19 protein-coding genes and 1 tRNA gene are annotated in these 15027 nt (G+C 40.7%); 12 read left to right on the forward strand and 8 right to left on the reverse strand.

Annotation, left to right across the window (positions count from 1 at the left end):
* Window positions 1–15: 15 nt before the first annotated feature.
* A complete protein-coding gene (gene fabI / locus V5M37_RS08035; RefSeq protein ID WP_423801514.1) occupies window positions 16–786 on the forward strand; it encodes an enoyl-ACP reductase FabI in 771 nt (256 codons plus the stop codon).
* Window positions 787–901: 115 nt separating this feature from the next.
* Window positions 902–1393: a CotO family spore coat protein gene (locus V5M37_RS08040; RefSeq protein WP_423801515.1), complete on the forward strand. Its 492-nt coding sequence runs from the start codon at window positions 902–904 to the stop codon at window positions 1391–1393.
* A gap of 48 nt (window positions 1394–1441) precedes the next feature.
* On the opposite strand, the gene V5M37_RS08045 is transcribed toward V5M37_RS08040, so the two are convergent.
* Window positions 1442–1954: a CotY/CotZ family spore coat protein gene (locus V5M37_RS08045; protein WP_423801516.1), complete on the reverse strand. Its 513-nt coding sequence runs from the start codon at window positions 1952–1954 to the stop codon at window positions 1442–1444.
* A 148-nt stretch (window positions 1955–2102) separates the two neighbouring features.
* Here V5M37_RS08045 and V5M37_RS08050 point away from each other — a divergent pair, with 148 nt between their 5' ends.
* From V5M37_RS08050 to V5M37_RS08080, 7 genes are all read left to right on the forward strand, one after another.
* Window positions 2103–2459: a DUF1360 domain-containing protein gene (locus tag V5M37_RS08050; protein ID WP_423801517.1), complete on the forward strand. Its 357-nt coding sequence runs from the start codon at window positions 2103–2105 to the stop codon at window positions 2457–2459.
* A 314-nt stretch (window positions 2460–2773) separates the two neighbouring features.
* Window positions 2774–3244, forward strand: a complete 471-nt coding sequence (locus tag V5M37_RS08055) for a YhcN/YlaJ family sporulation lipoprotein (protein ID WP_423801518.1) — start codon at window positions 2774–2776, stop codon at window positions 3242–3244.
* A 13-nt stretch (window positions 3245–3257) separates the two neighbouring features.
* Window positions 3258–3737, forward strand: coding sequence for a stage V sporulation protein AC (spoVAC, locus tag V5M37_RS08060; protein ID WP_213140984.1), 480 nt, complete (start codon window positions 3258–3260; stop codon window positions 3735–3737).
* Window positions 3738–4754, forward strand: a complete 1017-nt coding sequence (gene spoVAD / locus V5M37_RS08065; protein ID WP_213140983.1) for a stage V sporulation protein AD — start codon at window positions 3738–3740, stop codon at window positions 4752–4754.
* Window positions 4755–4767: 13 nt separating this feature from the next.
* Window positions 4768–5124 carry a stage V sporulation protein AE gene (gene spoVAE, locus V5M37_RS08070; RefSeq protein ID WP_213116586.1) on the forward strand — a complete coding sequence of 119 codons (357 nt, stop codon included), beginning with the start codon at window positions 4768–4770 and terminating at the stop codon, window positions 5122–5124.
* A gap of 108 nt (window positions 5125–5232) precedes the next feature.
* Window positions 5233–5352: a YjcZ family sporulation protein gene (locus tag V5M37_RS08075; RefSeq protein WP_213140982.1), complete on the forward strand. Its 120-nt coding sequence runs from the start codon at window positions 5233–5235 to the stop codon at window positions 5350–5352.
* 116 nt (window positions 5353–5468) lie between these two features.
* Complete coding sequence (locus V5M37_RS08080; protein ID WP_213140981.1) at window positions 5469–5723, forward strand: stage VI sporulation protein F; 255 nt, start codon at window positions 5469–5471, stop codon at window positions 5721–5723.
* 18 nt (window positions 5724–5741) lie between these two features.
* Here V5M37_RS08080 and V5M37_RS08085 read toward each other — a convergent pair whose 3' ends face one another.
* The 5 genes from V5M37_RS08085 to V5M37_RS08105 all read right to left on the reverse strand — a co-directional run bounded on the left by V5M37_RS08085 (window position 5742) and on the right by V5M37_RS08105 (window position 10307).
* Window positions 5742–8057 (reverse strand): UvrD-helicase domain-containing protein, encoded by a 2316-nt coding sequence (locus tag V5M37_RS08085; RefSeq protein ID WP_423801519.1) that lies wholly within the window; start codon window positions 8055–8057, stop codon window positions 5742–5744.
* 127 nt (window positions 8058–8184) lie between these two features.
* The gene (locus tag V5M37_RS08090) at window positions 8185–8607 is read right to left on the reverse strand and encodes a GNAT family N-acetyltransferase (RefSeq protein WP_423801520.1); all 423 of its coding nucleotides are present in this window, start codon (window positions 8605–8607) and stop codon (window positions 8185–8187) included.
* Window positions 8608–8613: 6 nt separating this feature from the next.
* Complete coding sequence (locus V5M37_RS08095; RefSeq protein WP_423801521.1) at window positions 8614–9126, reverse strand: YjcG family protein; 513 nt, start codon at window positions 9124–9126, stop codon at window positions 8614–8616.
* 126 nt (window positions 9127–9252) lie between these two features.
* Window positions 9253–9978 carry an alpha/beta hydrolase gene (locus V5M37_RS08100; protein ID WP_423801522.1) on the reverse strand — a complete coding sequence of 242 codons (726 nt, stop codon included), beginning with the start codon at window positions 9976–9978 and terminating at the stop codon, window positions 9253–9255.
* A 104-nt stretch (window positions 9979–10082) separates the two neighbouring features.
* Window positions 10083–10307, reverse strand: coding sequence for a hypothetical protein (locus V5M37_RS08105; RefSeq protein WP_423801523.1), 225 nt, complete (start codon window positions 10305–10307; stop codon window positions 10083–10085).
* Between the two features lie 162 nt (window positions 10308–10469).
* Between V5M37_RS08105 and V5M37_RS08110 the strand changes: the two genes are divergently transcribed.
* Window positions 10470–10542 (forward strand) — tRNA-Val (locus tag V5M37_RS08110).
* A gap of 197 nt (window positions 10543–10739) precedes the next feature.
* On the opposite strand, the gene V5M37_RS08115 is transcribed toward V5M37_RS08110, so the two are convergent.
* Window positions 10740–11216, reverse strand: a complete 477-nt coding sequence (locus V5M37_RS08115) for a hypothetical protein (RefSeq protein ID WP_423801524.1) — start codon at window positions 11214–11216, stop codon at window positions 10740–10742.
* A gap of 254 nt (window positions 11217–11470) precedes the next feature.
* On the opposite strand from V5M37_RS08115, the gene V5M37_RS08120 reads away from it, so the two are divergent.
* Together V5M37_RS08120 and V5M37_RS08125 are read left to right on the forward strand one after the other, a co-directional pair.
* Window positions 11471–12664: an iron-containing alcohol dehydrogenase gene (locus tag V5M37_RS08120; RefSeq protein ID WP_423801525.1), complete on the forward strand. Its 1194-nt coding sequence runs from the start codon at window positions 11471–11473 to the stop codon at window positions 12662–12664.
* A gap of 82 nt (window positions 12665–12746) precedes the next feature.
* The gene (locus V5M37_RS08125; protein ID WP_423801526.1) at window positions 12747–13673 is read left to right on the forward strand and encodes an aldo/keto reductase; all 927 of its coding nucleotides are present in this window, start codon (window positions 12747–12749) and stop codon (window positions 13671–13673) included.
* Between the two features lie 111 nt (window positions 13674–13784).
* On the opposite strand, the gene V5M37_RS08130 is transcribed toward V5M37_RS08125, so the two are convergent.
* Window positions 13785–14954: a pyridoxal-phosphate-dependent aminotransferase family protein gene (locus tag V5M37_RS08130; protein WP_423801527.1), complete on the reverse strand. Its 1170-nt coding sequence runs from the start codon at window positions 14952–14954 to the stop codon at window positions 13785–13787.
* Window positions 14955–15027 lie beyond the last annotated feature (73 nt).

The following is a 15027-nucleotide window of genomic DNA, read 5'->3' on the forward strand; positions in this document are numbered from 1 at the left end:
GAGGATTTTTTTAAAATGAATTTATCTTTAACTGGAAAAACATTTGTCGTAATGGGAGTTGCTAATAAGCGGAGTATCGCTTGGGGGATTGCCCGCTCACTTCATGACGCTGGGGCACGGTTAGTATTTACGTTTGCCGGGGAAAGACTGGAGAGCAGTGTACGGGAATTAGCGGAGTCCTTAAATGCAGAGGGAACTTTAGTGCTGCCATGTGATGTGACTAGTGACGAAGCAATTGCTGCGTGTTTTGCTGAAATAAAAGATGCGGTTGGAACTATTCATGGAGTGGCCCATTGTATTGCCTTCGCAAATAAGGAAGAATTATCTGGCGAATATTTGAATACAACTAGGGACGGCTTCCTGCTGGCACATAATATCAGCTCCTATTCCTTAACGGCAGTAGCGAAGGAAGCACGCGGCCTCATGACAGAAGGCGGCAGCATCGTTACTCTCACATACCTTGGGGGAGAAAGAGCCATCAAAAATTACAATGTTATGGGTGTTGCAAAAGCTTCCCTTGATGCAAGCGTTCGCTATTTAGCTGCGGACCTAGGTAAAGATAATATTCGCGTAAATTCCATTTCTGCTGGTCCAATCCGAACACTATCCGCAAAAGGAATCGGTGAATTTAACTTGATTTTAAAGGAAATTGAAGAAAAAGCACCATTACGGAGAACAACAACGCCGGAGGAAGTAGGCGATACTGCCGTTTTCCTATTCAGCCATCTTTCCCGTGGAATTACAGGGGAAAATATTCACGTAGACTCAGGATATCATATTATGTAATATAGAAAGCCCGCAAAATGAACTGCGGGCTTTTTTATATGGAAAAAAACAGTTAACGCCTATAGTCCATTCACATATATATAAAAGTGTAGGATGCCGTAAGGGAGGTGCTTATATGTCAAATACAAAAGATCAGGGACCACTTTTCTTTATTAAACAGCCATTTTCAAGGAATCCCGCAAACTATCATATGCAGGAAATCTTCAGAAGTAAGCTTGAAGCTGAGCCGGCAATGGAAGAGAATATAAGGACAGATGAAAGTAAAAAGAATGTCCCTCATGCGAAGATGGAGAAAGATTCAAATGGGATGGGAACGGAAATAAAAGAAGCAGCATCTTCAATACCTGTGGAGAATAACCGATCTTCCTTTAATCGAGTAAAACCATTTAAGGAAATGACGGTAAAGGAAAGACTGGAATATTTAATTAACTTTCCAAAAGTGCTTCCGCCTGTTCCATGTGTCTTTAATATCGATGATGAGAAACATTTGGGCTACCTGATTAGTTATGAGGACAATCAAATAACCATTGAATACCATAATAAAACTCAAAGAACATTCCCAGTTGATGATATCACAAATGTCATCATGATCGGAATAAAGCGATAATGAATAAATAAAAAAAAGGCCAGCCGATTCACCGACTGGCTAATTTATTTAACTGTTGCAAATTCCAAGGTTTACGTCTGCAATACATTGAATGGCACAGAAGCAGCTTAAGTCAACCGTTACACAATCGTTGCTCGCCTTGAAGCAAGTAACTTGGCAATGTTTAGAAAGGTTAATGCAGCATTTGTCATCGCCCTTTACGAAATTGACTGGAACAAAGTTTCCGCCGTCTTTTTTGCCAGGAACTAATACGCGAAGTGTTGCACAGCAGTTATCGAACACATCCTCTACGCGGAAATAGATGGAGACGCATGCATTGTAATCGTCATTGAAGAATGCGTGGAATGGTGTACCATCAGCTGTTTTTAAAACGAATACGCGCGTATCAACCATTTCTTTAACCGGTGAGACTAATGAACCAAGCGGCTCATTAAAGCAGCTGGTACAGGATTGGCATTCCGCTGCTTCAACAGCATTATCTTGGATATCTTTAATCGCGCGAACTACTTGACATACGCAATTGCCGTTGTCGTGATTATTTCTAAAGCTCCCACAACCCATTTATTTTTTCCTCCTTAATCCGTAATATATCTTACATTACTAACATATTTAACGAGAGCCTTATGGGTTACGGACAATTGCCTTATTTACCAAAATTAGGCTATTTTCATACACAGTCATTAGTCCAAAAATGAAAGGGTTTTTTAACATGAAGATAAGTTTTATGCAACTGCTCCTTTTAGCATTGGCCAGCTTTCGGTTTACGAGGTTAATTGTTTTTGATAAAATTACCGAATTTTTACGCAATCCCTTTTTTGATGAGGTAGAGGAAGTAAATGCAGAAGGTGAAGTGGAAATTTATTATATTCCAAAAAAGTTTGGAATAAGGCGATTTATGGGTGAATTGCTAAGTTGTTATTGGTGTACAGGTATATGGTCTTCTGCCATTTTGGTAGGAATATCCTTCCTTTTCCCTGTTTGGGCGGAGCCAATTATACTTATCCTGGCTGTTGCTGGTATGGCGGCCATCATTGAAACAATTATTCAATATTTTATTGGGAAATAAGGATTTTTGCCTGAGACAAGACTTACGCTTTTTCATATGATGATTAGTAACTAATGAATTGTATTTGATTGGAGGGAAAAACGTGACAAAGAAAAAGAAACAAACTGAAACAACAAAGGTTTACCAGCCATCAAATGCTATAAAAAAACAAGGCTGTGGCTGTGGGAAGAAGACATATAAGTAGAAGTGAAAAACTGCTGGGTTTACCTGGCAGTTTTATTTTTTCTCTAAACGGCATTAACTTAGTCATATTTTTAGTCAATGTCGAAAAAACTAATGACAGTCATATTTATAAAAAAGGGATGAATACCGTTATGCGTAATACATATCGATTCATTATATTGATGAGCGTGATCTTACTGGTTTCTTGCAATCAGGATCAAAAAGCAAAAGACAGCCAGCTCGCGCTCGTGAAAACCACAAATCCACCACCAGTTGTCACTGATGGGCATAAAGGAAATGACCAGGTAGAGAAAATTAAACAAGATGTAAGTTCTCTTCCAGAATTGTATGATGTCGCTGTCGTCAAAGGAAAAGATGCAATCCTAGTTGCCTACAAGGTAAAGCATTTGCATCGGTTTAACATGAAAAAGATTGAAAAAAATGTTACCAAAATGCTTGAGAAAAAATACCCAAAAGAGAAATTTACCGTCTCAAGTGATTATAAAATCTTTCTGGAAGTCGTGCGGCTTGATGAAAAGATGAGGTCCTCGTCTAAGTTTAACCATCGGGATGCAGAAAAACGTTTTAATGAAATCGTTAAAATGACAGAGGATATCAAGTAGGAAAGGGGATGCAATGATGGCAAGCAAACAGAAAAATATGACACCCGAGCAGCAAAAATACCAGCAGCTTCAACAAAAGCACGAAAAGAAACGGCCAGTTTTAAAAAATTGTATCAGGGCTTTTTTTGTTGGCGGACTGATATGCGCAATCGGCCAGGCCATCAGTTATTTTTACATTTACTTTTTTAATTTTACGGAACAAAGTGTCGGGAATCCAACGGTGGCCACAATGGTGTTTCTCTCCATGCTCTTGACCGGCTTCGGTGTTTATGACCGGCTGGGACAGTTTGCCGGGGCGGGGAGCGCAGTTCCAGTCACTGGCTTTGGCAACGCCGTTATCTCCGCAGCCATTGAACATCGCACAGAGGGGTTTGTGTTAGGGGTTGGCGGCAATATGTTTAAGCTTGCAGGCTCAGTTCTTCTGTTTGGTGTATTTGCAGCCTTTGTGGTAGCGCTGATTAGAACGGTTTTAAGCATTTGGGGGGTTTTGTAATTGCTAAAAGGACATCAATCGTGGGTCTTTCAAAATAAACCGATGATATCGGCGACTGGAGTAACAGGAGGCCCCTTTGAGGCTAACGGAAATTTGGCAAATGACTTCGATTTATTGTATGAAGACCTATGGATGGGCCAGGAGTCCTATGAAAAAGCCCATCGAATCTTGCTTGAAGAAGCGATAAAAATTGCACTGGATAAAGCAAATATTGAGAAAGAAAAAATTCAATTTTTAATTGCCGGTGATTTAATTAATCAAATAACGCCGACCAGTTTTACTGCAAGGACTATGCAGATCCCCTATTTCGGGTTATTTGGGGCTTGTTCCACTTCCATGGAAGGCTTAGCGCTAGCCTCATTTATTGTCAATTATCAGGGAGCACAAAATGTGGTGACGGGAGCATCTAGCCACAATGCTGCGGTTGAAAAACAGTTTCGCTATCCAACAGAATACGGCAGCCAAAAGCCTCCGACGGCTCAATGGACGGTTACAGGAGCTGGTGTTGGAATCATTCAGCCAAACGAACCGGGGAAGAAAAACCCTGTCACAATATCTGCAACAATTGGAAAGGTAATTGATATGGGTTTGACAGACCCGTTCAATATGGGAGGTGCAATGGCTCCTGCAGCAGCAGATACGATTATGGCCCATTTTCGGGATCTTGACCTTGATCCATCTTATTATGACCTAATTATTACTGGAGACTTGGGGAGAGTCGGCCATGACGCTGCTTTTGAATTAATTAACAAAAGCGGCCTTAAGCTTGAAAGAAAGCAATTTCAGGATTGCGGGATCCTCATTTATAAGGATGACCAGCCCGTTCAATCCGGAGCAAGCGGAGCAGGATGTTCAGCAACAGTATTGTATGGACATTTACTGAATGAAATGAGGAAGGGTACATACAGACGGATTTTGCTTGTTGCTACCGGTGCATTGTTATCCCCGCTCACCTTTCAACAAAATGAATCGATTCCATGTATTGCCCATGCAGTTGGCATAGAAATGAACAATTAAAGGGGTGACGATTATGTTAGCGATGTTTTTTTGGGCCTTTGTCATAGGCGGATTGATTTGTGTCATTGGCCAGCTATTATTTGATGTTGCCAAGCTTACACCAGGCCATACATTAAGCCTATTGGTTGTAGCCGGGGCGATTTTGGCGGGATTTGGGTTGTATGAGCCACTTATTAATTTTGCCGGGGCAGGTGCGACCATTCCGATAACCAGCTTTGGAAATGCATTGGTTCACGGGGCGCTTGATGATGCCAACAACCATGGGCTAATAGGCGTGTTAACCGGGATGTTTCAGGTGACCAGTTCTGGAGTATCAGCCGCGATTATTTTTGGATTTATTGGAGCACTCGTATTTAAGCCAAAAGGGTAAATGCTGATTTTTTGCTTAAATGGATGAATAGCTTATTCGTGCCTATACACTTTTTTTAGTGATTTCATATTGTATTAATGAGATTACTAAAGAGAGGTGAATCTATCTATGTGGGGTTGTGGAGGTTACGGCTACGGCTACGGTGGTGGTTTTGGCTACGGCGGCAGCTTCGTACTAATCGTCGTACTATTCATTCTATTAATCATTGTAGGTGCTAGCTGGTATTAATAGGTGAATGGACTATAGGAAAGGATGGCCATTTTTTGGCTATCCTTTTCTTTTTTCACCATTTTTTCATTCCTTCATACAATAAAGTAGTTTATGAAGGAGTGTGAATTTTGATCATGGATAATGGTTTCTTTAAAAATATAGAGAAAAAAACTGGCGTAAATATGAAAGATATTTTTGATTTGGCTAATTCTCTTCAGAATGCCAACTTTAAAGACGAAAAGACAGTCCGTGGAGTCATTCGCAAAGTATCTCAGCTTGCAAACAAGCCGATTAGTAAGGAATTAGAAGATCAGATTTGCAATACCATCATTAAAGATGGAAAAAGTCTTGATTTCAATACCATTTCAAACATGATGAATAAGAAATAAGCAAAAAGGCCGCTTTCCTTATTGGAATTTGGCCTTTTTGCTTATTTTTAAAAGTGGTCCGAGAAATCTGGAACGGTTGGCTTTTTTTCCTCTTCGATTGTCCGGAATAGATAAATATAGACCTTCTTGAGCCCGGGTCATAGCAACATAAAACAGCCTTCGTTCTTCTTCAAGTCCGGAAAAGTCCCCGTTTCGACTTGTTTCCAATGCGTAGTCGTGCGGGAGGCTGCCGTCGACTGCGCCAAGCAAATATACATATTTATACTCAAGTCCCTTAGCCCTGTGAATGGTGCTTAAGGTGATAGCATCGCGAAAATGTTTGCTTAAATTTTTTATTTCCTTATTCATCGCTGCCATATGTTCAGCATGCTCTAAAAAAACGTCGATCGTGTCAAAGCTTTTTGCCGCCACTTTTAAATCCTTCAAATCATCTGATCCTTTTTCGATTTGATTTGCCTCGTTGCCGCGTTTTTTAAGAAAATCCAGAAAGCCTATTTCCTTTTCAATCTTTTCAATCGCTTTTGCCGGTGTCAAGGTTTTAAGGGCGCGAATCAGCGGAACTGCCTTTTTTAATTTTTTTTCCTGAAAGGCATGGGATGTTTTTAAATGCATCAGTGCCTCAAGGAGACTGCAGTCCTGAAGGATACTAAGTGCTTTCATGTCCTTCAGGGCCGATTGTTTTAAAAATAATAATGGCAAAATTTCTGTCATGCTGTTTGAATCTTCTTCATTTAAGCTGACCTTTAAAAAGGCTAGGGCGCATCTAATGATATAACGGTCATAAAAGGCTTCAGCGTCCATGTCGATTTTAAAAGGGAGATTCGAACCCGCCAGCCGTTCAAACACGGCCCTTGAAGCAGCATTGGTCCGATACAAAATCGCAAAATCAGCGGGATTTGCTCCGTTTGCAATCCGCTCAGAAATATCAGTGACAATCATAGTGGCTTCTTCCTCTTCGTCAAAAGGGAAAAAAGTAAGTGGCATTTCAACGCTAGAAAATTGTGCCTGCATTTTTTTTGCTTTTCTCAATTTATTAGCTGAAATTACTTGATTGGCGGCCGAAACAATCTCATGAGATGAACGGTAATTTTGTTCAAGCGTTACAGTCTTTGATGAATGGAAGTCCATTTCAAATTCAAGCAGAAAATTTGGGTCGCTTCCTCTGAAGGAGTAAATGGCCTGGTCATCATCACCAACAGCACAAACATTTTTGTGCTTTTTCGATAGTAGTTTAATCAATTCATATTGAACTTTGTTGATGTCCTGGAACTCATCGATTAAAAAATATTGAAATCGGTCTTGATAATACTCCAATATGGCAGGAGTGGTTTTCAACAACTGATAGCAGCCAATCAGCATGTCATCAAAATCAAACAAACCTTCACGGCTTTTGTAATCCTCATATTTTTTATATAAAATGGCAGTTTTTTCTTCCCATTCTGATACCGGTCTGACCTCTGCAGGGAGGAGCATCGTATTTTTCCATAGTCCAATTTGCTGCAGTGCTAGATCATAAGCAAATTCCTTTTCGGACAAATCGAGTTCTTTACCGGCCTCTTTCAAAATTCTATCCCGCTGCCACTCTTTTTTTAACAGCTTGTCAGAGGACCAACTGGCGGCATCATGGAACATGAGAATCCGGTAAAAGATACTGTGGAAGGTGCCGGTTATGAGCTGCTGGATTTTTTCACGCTTCATATTTGGATAGGAAAGAAGACGATTTTTCATTTCAGCTGCTGCTTTGGTGGTGAATGTAACCAACATGATGGTTCGAGGATCGATTTGTCTATCCTCGAGCATGAACGCGGTCCGGCAAGTCAGCACTCTTGTTTTGCCGCTTCCGGCCCCGGCAAGCACTAATAAGGGGCCTTCCGTATCTATTACTGCTTTCGTCTGACTATCATCTAAAATAACTCCATTTGCTGATAGCTGCTGCAAATAAGGGGGAAGGCTTCCTGGAGAATTTGTCTGTGTTTGCTTAAACGGAACTTTATATTCGATAGGTTTTGCTGTTTTGAATTTTACAGGAGCAGAATTTTCTTCTGTAATGGTTCTGCCCTGGGGAATTCTAAACCCGTTTCGTTCAATATAGTGATTTTCTGTTTGTGGCTGAAGCCCTGTGTCAAGTCTTCCTGGTAGCGGACATCTCTTTTCCGGTAAAGAATGGTGGAAAAAATGGGGGTCACTTAGGATTCCCAGATACAGCTGCACCTTTTCTTTACAAGTAGGACAAGATAATTCGCCTCTTTTGCCGGCGATGTAAATAGACTGGAATTCCTCACGATTGAGCTCGTCAATCACAATCTTCTGATTTCGATAAACTGCTGTTTTCATTTTTATAACCCTCTATTTTGAAATAAGACATGTTCTATCATATCAAAACCTCGAATGGCGGGAAAGAAGTTTTGAAGAAAACCAATAAAAAGCACCTGCCAACTTTAATATTGGCAAGTGCATATTTCTATAAATTCTTTACCATTGTTTTGTGTGGAATTCCGGCATCCATGAATTCCTCTGAGACTACCTCGTAGCCCAATTTTTCGTAAAAGGGGATGGCATGCGTCTGGGCGTTAAGTTTTAGCTTACGGAAATCTTTTTCCCGGGCATGGGATTCGATTGTCTCCATAATGGCTTTACCAGCACCAATGTTTCTAGCCTCTTTGAGGACACAAATTCGTTCAACCTTTCCATAGCCCTCAACATTGCGGAATCGTCCGGCCCCTACTGGACTGCCTTCATGATACAACACAAAATGAGTGGCATCATTTTCAAATTGATCAATTTCCTCTTCAAAGGGGACGTTTTGTTCATCTACAAAAACTAATTTCCGAACTGTGTAGGCGTCCTCGAGTTCTTTTGGGTTTTCAACAACTTTTACTGTCACTTAGAACTATTCCTTTCCAAACCGAAATGTTTCAGAAACTGTCCAAGAGCCGTTATCCAGTTGGTAGAGGAGATGGAAACGGTCAATCGTTTCTTCGTGGTCAATTCTTTTCATACGCAGCGACCCGTAAACATCGGAGTGTTCATCATTAGATAGATTCTGGCCGATCGTAATATGGGGAACAAATGCGTATTCCGGATTTTGTTCGCTAAATTCTTTATTAACTTCTGCATGTAAGGAAGTTAGTTCTTCTGTCGGCTCAACTTTAAAGTAAATAACATTGTTAACCGGATGAAAAGAACTCACTTTAGTAGTTTTTAAGGTGAAAGGCTGTGTGTTGCCGGCAATTTTCCGCAGTTTATCGGCAAATTCTTTCACATCTTCCTCAGTTGCTTCAAAGGCATTTTTTAATGTCAAATGCGGTGTGATTAAAGCATAATGCGAATCATAGCGCTTGCGATAAGAATTTGCAAGGTCTTGAAGCTTTTTCGATGGAAAAATAACAACTCCAAATTTCATGGCGGTCCCTCCGTTTTAAGTAGTAGGTTTTATCATAAGTCAAGGAATGACAAGGAAAATAGCGAGTAAAAATGGGTATTTATTATTATAACAAATTTTCTAAATATAATAAATAATTCAAATGGCTTACGAGAACATCATTTTAAGTGCCCGTCGTAAGTCTGGCTGCCAATAGGTCCAAGTGTGATTTCCATTAAATTCTTCATAAAAATAACTAAAAGGCTTTTTGGAAAGGACTTTTGAAAGCTCCCGATTGGGTGTCAGAAAATCGCTGGTTTTTCCATCTGTTGTTTTCACTTCGGTTTCGAGTTTTCCTATGACATGATAAATTTCCAGTGATAACGGCTCTGTATAATGCGTGGCAGCTTCTAACACAATCTCGTCCACATAGGGAGATTGAAGCAGCACTTTCCCAAATGTATGCGGGTATTGCAATGCGGTCATTAGGGAAACCGCTGCACCAAGCGAGTCCCCTATAAGTGCTCTGGTTGTCCCAACTTGGTACGTTGGGTATTCACTGTCCAAAAAGGGGACTAATTCATGAGCAAGGAAGCGTATGTATTGCCGGTTTTGGTCTCCTGCAGGATGATATTTTCTGCGGCGGTCCTTTACATTCTTATAGGGTACCCCAACAATAATTAAATTTTCCATTTCTTTTATAGAAAGATACTCGTCTGCCACTCGACCAATTCGGCCAAGCTGAAAATAATCACGGCCATCCTGAGCAATCAGCAGCGAGTATTTATATAGCGGTGAGAAATTGGCTGGAAGGTAAATGAGCAGCTGCATTTCTTCTCCAAGTTCATTGCTGTAAAATGTTTGTTCTGTAATGGTACCTCTTGGATAATCCATTTTGAAAAATCCCCCCGAGTTCAACTGTTTTACAAAAAGAATTTTACCATAATGAAAGTGGAAATGCAGAAATGTGTGTAAGGATAAGGGGGTTAGGTTGAGGATTAATGCAGGTAACGGCTTTTATGATGCTGGTCAGGCATGATGGAAAGAATATTGTCCCGTTTAAAGGTACGGATTTGTTTCCGCAGCAGGCAGTAGGCGAGAATGTATTCGTCAGTTACCTCTTTAATTATTAATCTTCGCTGGGTAATTTCTTGGTTTTCGGCAAGATAAATCATCTCCAAAGGAATATTTTCTTCGATGGAACGAATAAACAGGCCATCCATTTTAGATCTCCTCCTTTCTATAAATTATTATAACCGAACATTAGTTCTTTAATCAATAAAAAGAGGAATGTGTGTTCTTATTTTTTAAAGGGGTATTTAATGAAAAATTGTTATTGACTTTTTTGTTTTTTTTACTATAATAATATTTGTAGCTTAAATATTGATCTGTTAGCTCAGCTGGGAGAGCGCAACCTTGACAGGGTTGAGGTCGGGGGTTCGAACCCCTCACAGGTCATCATTAATCCTAACATCTACAGATGTTAGGATTTTTATTTGTCTTGGAAATGATGGTGAAAATAAATATAAAGAAAACTCGCCGATTGGCAAGCCCCTAAGGGCGAAGACAGAGGCGTAGTTGAACTTATGCGTTAAGAAAGTATAAAGCTTTCGACAGAAAGTTTATACATTCTTATTAGCTTAAAAAAGCAAACTTTAATCTAAAGCTTGCTTTTTTTGTTCAGTGAATTTTTTTATTATTGCTTTTATAATAAACCCTGCCACAACCCCGGGTATGACAAACAACATTGGCAGCCAGACTGGTCCAAACAAGACACCAAAGATTTTTAATTTCGGGGAATAAATACAGCCGACCGTGACAAAATAAGCGGCAAATACGAACGGAAGGAAGGAATATCTTTCACTGCCTCCGCCTCCATCCTTAAACGCATCCCACATCGCAAAGAAATATAAGCAAGGATAAAACATAAGCCACTGATAATCAGTTAAAGCAATTGCCTTTTCAATCTCTCCATGAAAGCTTAGCATGATGATGGTATTGAAATTTGCTTGTGTATTCACCAGAATTTCTAAAAAAACAAACAAGAAACCTTTAAGATATTTTTTATTTAATAATTGCCCAAACCCCGGAAGGGCAATGCTCCAAAATAACTTTTCAATTGGATTTGACAAGCCAACTTCCCCTTCCAAGGATTTACCTTTAGGACTAAATGCTCATTTTTAAAGTAAACATATATCGTACTAATCAGTTTGTCCCGGATTATCATGGAATATGACAGACAATTAGGTATGGTTCAATAATTTTTTATTGGTGCTTAGGCTCAAAAGGTTTTAAAAAAATTGAATGAATATAACAAGTTTCAACACAATTCTTTTTCTCCTTTTGTTATTATGTAATCGTTTACATAGGAAGGGGGATTTTTTTGATGAGGGATATTGCTTATTTTAGGACTCCGCAAAGTATCGTTTATGGAAAACAGGCATTTAACCGAGTAGGAGTGGAAACCGCAGGATTAGGGGATAGAGCGTTAATTATTTCAGACAAAGTCATGAATCACCTTGGGGTTGTTGAAAAATGCAAACAGTTATTAGCAGCTCATGGTGTTCAAAGCCGTGTATTTCTAGGCGTAGACTCTGAACCGACAGTCAACTATGTTTCTGAAGCACTTGAGCAGTTCAGTTTGGAAAAGTGTAATTTACTTATATCCATTGGCGGCGGTAGTTGTATCGATACCGCCAAAGCAGTTGCTGTATTAGTAACAAACGGAGGGGATATTGGTGACTATGCAGGCGGCAGAAAGATTGCTGAAGCGATGCCAATCCCGCATATCGCGATTCCTACCACAGCCGGAACGGGTTCAGAAGCAACTGATGTCACGGTCATTACCGACCCTTCCACGAATGTAAAAATCATGGTCAAACAACCGGCGTTCATGCCTTCAATAGCTATAGTCGACCCGCTCTTAACCATTTCCTCACCGCAGCATGTAACTGCCGCAACAGGCGTGGATGCATTAAGCCATGCCATTGAAGCATATCTTTCCAAAAAAGGGCATCCTATGACAGATTCGCTGGCATTATCAGCCATGAAACTCATTGTCCAAAATCTTTATCAAGCTTATACGAATGGAGAAAACCTTGAAGCAAGGGAAGCCATGTCGCTTGGCGCCCTTCAGGCAGGAATGGCGTTTTCCAATGCGTCTGTATGTCTGGTACATGGAATGTCGAGGCCGATTGGGGCGCTGTTTCATGTTCCACATGGGTATTCCAATGCCATGCTGCTTCCGGCTGTACTTGAATTTAGTAAGGATTCCTGCATTGACAGGCTATCCGATTTAGGGGATATCTTTGCCCCCAACCATTCCAATCGTTCAAAAGAAGAAAGGGCGAAATTTGCAGTAGAATCGGTCAAGCAGCTATGTTCTGCTTTAAAAATACCGAATTTAATGGAGTGGGGAATCGACAGACATAAATTTACCGGCGCCATCAGTAAAATGGCCAAGGATGCATTAGATAGCGGCAGTCCAGCCAATAACCCAAAAGTCCCCACACAGTGGGAAATTGAACAATTATACCGTATATGTTATGAATATGATTTCTCGGTTAAAGAAATAGTATGAATGCTTCATTAAAGCCATTGTATTTTTACAATGGCTTTTTTAATATGTAATAAGGAAATGACAAAGAAAGAAGGAATTAAGAGTGAAATATATAAACATTGCCAATACCGATTTAAAAGCTTCTAACCTGATTATGGGCAATATGCGGTTAACCTCGTTATCGGTGCCAGAGGCAGAAAAGTTAATCCGTACGGCTTTGGAAGAAGGGATCAATTTCTTTGACCATGCCGATATTTACGGAAGAGGTAAATGCGAAGAAATATTTTCTGACGCCATTCAAATAAATTCGCAAATTCGTGAAAACATGATTTTGCAGAGCAAATGCGGGATCCGTTTGCCGGAAGGCTTTTTTGATTTTTCAAAGGATCATATCCTGAATTCTGTTGAAGGTATCTTAACACGTTTAAAAACGGACTATCTTGATATTCTCCTTCTGCACCGCCCTGACCCGCTAATGGAGCCTGAGGAAGTTGCTGAAGCTTTTCAACAGCTTCATACAAGCGGAAAGGTAAAATATTTTGGTGTGTCGAACCACAATCCGTCCCAAATTGAACTGCTGCAAAAATACATACCATTTAAACTGGTGATCAACCAGCTTCAGTTTAGCATCGCCCATACTCCGATGATTGACTCGGGAATTTCCTTAAATATGAAAATTGATCAGGCTATTAATCGTGATAGCAGCATTTTAGAATACTGCCGTTTGAACGATTTAACCATTCAAGCATGGTCTCCATTTCAGCACGGCTTTTTTGAAGGTTCATTCCTTGGGGATTTGGAACGTTTTCCTGAATTGAACAAAACTATTGACGGAATTGCTGAAAAATACGGTGTCACCAACACTGCGATTGCGGTTGCTTGGATTACCCGCCATCCGGCCAACATCCAGGTCGTACTCGGAACAACCAATCCAGGTCGAATGCACGATGCCTGCATGGGATCTGAAATCAAATTAACTAGAGAAGAATGGTATCAAATTTATAAAGCAGCAGGGAATATTGTGCCTTAATTTATATTAGAATAAATCCAACTTCTTAAATGCCTTTAAAAGCTATATCATTAAGCGGAAATAAGCTAAGCTAAAAAGACCTGCCCTTACTTTGGGACAGGTCTTTCTGCATTACATTTTCAATGGCGTTAGGCACTGCTGGAAAACTACAGCTGCCTTTTCCGGATTTACTGGAAAGCCCATTTCCTTCATCGTTTCCCCGATTAAAACAACTGCTTTTTCAAGCATTTCATTTGTGGTGTTGCCCATATGGCCGATTCGGAACGCCTTTCCTGCTAAATGCGCAAGCGCACCGGCGACAATGACACCTTTTTCGGCAAGGGCAGCGCGGAAGGCGGCATCGTTCAAGCCTTCTGGGTACAGAATACAGCTAAGAGTAGCGGCAGCGACATCCTCATCGGCTATTGCCTTCATCCCATATTCGGCGAGAGCGGACCGGACTGCTCGTCCGTAAGCTTTGTGACGTTTATAGCGATTTTCCATCCCTTCGGCAAGCACCAATTTCATTCCCTCGTCATAGGCGTAAATGAGGTTTACCGGCGGTGTTGCAAAGTATTTGCCAGGATCATTCATAATTGGGATCCAATTATGGATGTCACAATAGTAGGCTGGTACACGCTCGATTTTTTCACGTGCGGCCAATGCCGATTGGTTAAAGGCGACAACTGCCAGTCCTGGGGGTACACCGATTGCTTTCTGCGATCCTGTTAACACAACATCGATTTTATAATCCGGATGGCCGTATGCCTTGCTCATATCTTCTTCCATCGCCGCAGTGGCGCAGACACCATCGAGAATAACTAATGCCCCGTGTTTTTTTATAAGAGGCACAAGTGCATCCAAGTTTGCGGCGACACCTGTTGAAGTATCGGCATGGGTAATGGTAACGGCTTTGTAATTCCCAGCAGTTAATTTTTCCTCTACTTCCTTTGTCTGAACCTGACTGCCCCATTCTGACTGAATGACGTCAACCTCAATTCCAAATGCTTTTCCTAAATGGATAAAGCGGTCCCCAAAGTAGCCTTGACTGATGACAAGTATTTTCTCTCCTGCAGCCACTGTATTTACAAGGGCCATTTCCATCGCAAGGGTTCCGGACCCGGAAACAACAAACACTTCCCCGTCTGTTTTAAACATCTCTCTTGTTTTTTCAATAGCACTCTTAAATATTTTCACAAATCTTGGGTCAGTATGACCCCGGGTTTCCTGTGCCAGCGCATCATAAATGGAATCAACGACAGGTGTCGGGCCGGGGATAAGCAGCATATCTTCGTTTCGCATTTTTCGTTCCTCCTAAATAGACTTTTTGGATGAAAAATAAACCAACATTTACCTCTTCTATATCATTTTCGAA

The organism is Neobacillus sp. SAB-20_R2A (genome assembly GCF_049568635.1).
In the GTDB taxonomy this organism is placed as follows: Bacteria; Bacillota; Bacilli; order Bacillales; family Cytobacillaceae; genus Neobacillus; species Neobacillus citreus.

What these genes read in the sequence shown, in the direction of transcription:
- fabI (WP_423801514.1), top strand. Translation starts at nt 16, where the DNA reads ATGAATTTATCTTTAACTGGAAAAACATTTGTCGTAATGGGAGTTGCT.
- V5M37_RS08040 (WP_423801515.1), top strand. Translation starts at nt 902, where the DNA reads ATGTCAAATACAAAAGATCAGGGACCACTTTTCTTTATTAAACAGCCA.
- V5M37_RS08045 (WP_423801516.1), bottom strand. Translation starts at nt 1,954, where the DNA reads ATGGGTTGTGGGAGCTTTAGAAATAATCACGACAACGGCAATTGCGTA.
- V5M37_RS08050 (WP_423801517.1), top strand. Translation starts at nt 2,103, where the DNA reads ATGAAGATAAGTTTTATGCAACTGCTCCTTTTAGCATTGGCCAGCTTT.
- V5M37_RS08055 (WP_423801518.1), top strand. Translation starts at nt 2,774, where the DNA reads ATGCGTAATACATATCGATTCATTATATTGATGAGCGTGATCTTACTG.
- spoVAC (WP_213140984.1), top strand. Translation starts at nt 3,258, where the DNA reads ATGATGGCAAGCAAACAGAAAAATATGACACCCGAGCAGCAAAAATAC.
- spoVAE (WP_213116586.1), top strand. Translation starts at nt 4,768, where the DNA reads ATGTTAGCGATGTTTTTTTGGGCCTTTGTCATAGGCGGATTGATTTGT.
- V5M37_RS08075 (WP_213140982.1), top strand. Translation starts at nt 5,233, where the DNA reads ATGTGGGGTTGTGGAGGTTACGGCTACGGCTACGGTGGTGGTTTTGGC.
- V5M37_RS08080 (WP_213140981.1), top strand. Translation starts at nt 5,469, where the DNA reads ATGGATAATGGTTTCTTTAAAAATATAGAGAAAAAAACTGGCGTAAAT.
- V5M37_RS08085 (WP_423801519.1), bottom strand. Translation starts at nt 8,057, where the DNA reads ATGAAAACAGCAGTTTATCGAAATCAGAAGATTGTGATTGACGAGCTC.
- V5M37_RS08095 (WP_423801521.1), bottom strand. Translation starts at nt 9,126, where the DNA reads ATGAAATTTGGAGTTGTTATTTTTCCATCGAAAAAGCTTCAAGACCTT.
- V5M37_RS08100 (WP_423801522.1), bottom strand. Translation starts at nt 9,978, where the DNA reads ATGGATTATCCAAGAGGTACCATTACAGAACAAACATTTTACAGCAAT.
- V5M37_RS08105 (WP_423801523.1), bottom strand. Translation starts at nt 10,307, where the DNA reads ATGGATGGCCTGTTTATTCGTTCCATCGAAGAAAATATTCCTTTGGAG.
- V5M37_RS08120 (WP_423801525.1), top strand. Translation starts at nt 11,471, where the DNA reads ATGAGGGATATTGCTTATTTTAGGACTCCGCAAAGTATCGTTTATGGA.
- V5M37_RS08130 (WP_423801527.1), bottom strand. Translation starts at nt 14,954, where the DNA reads ATGCGAAACGAAGATATGCTGCTTATCCCCGGCCCGACACCTGTCGTT.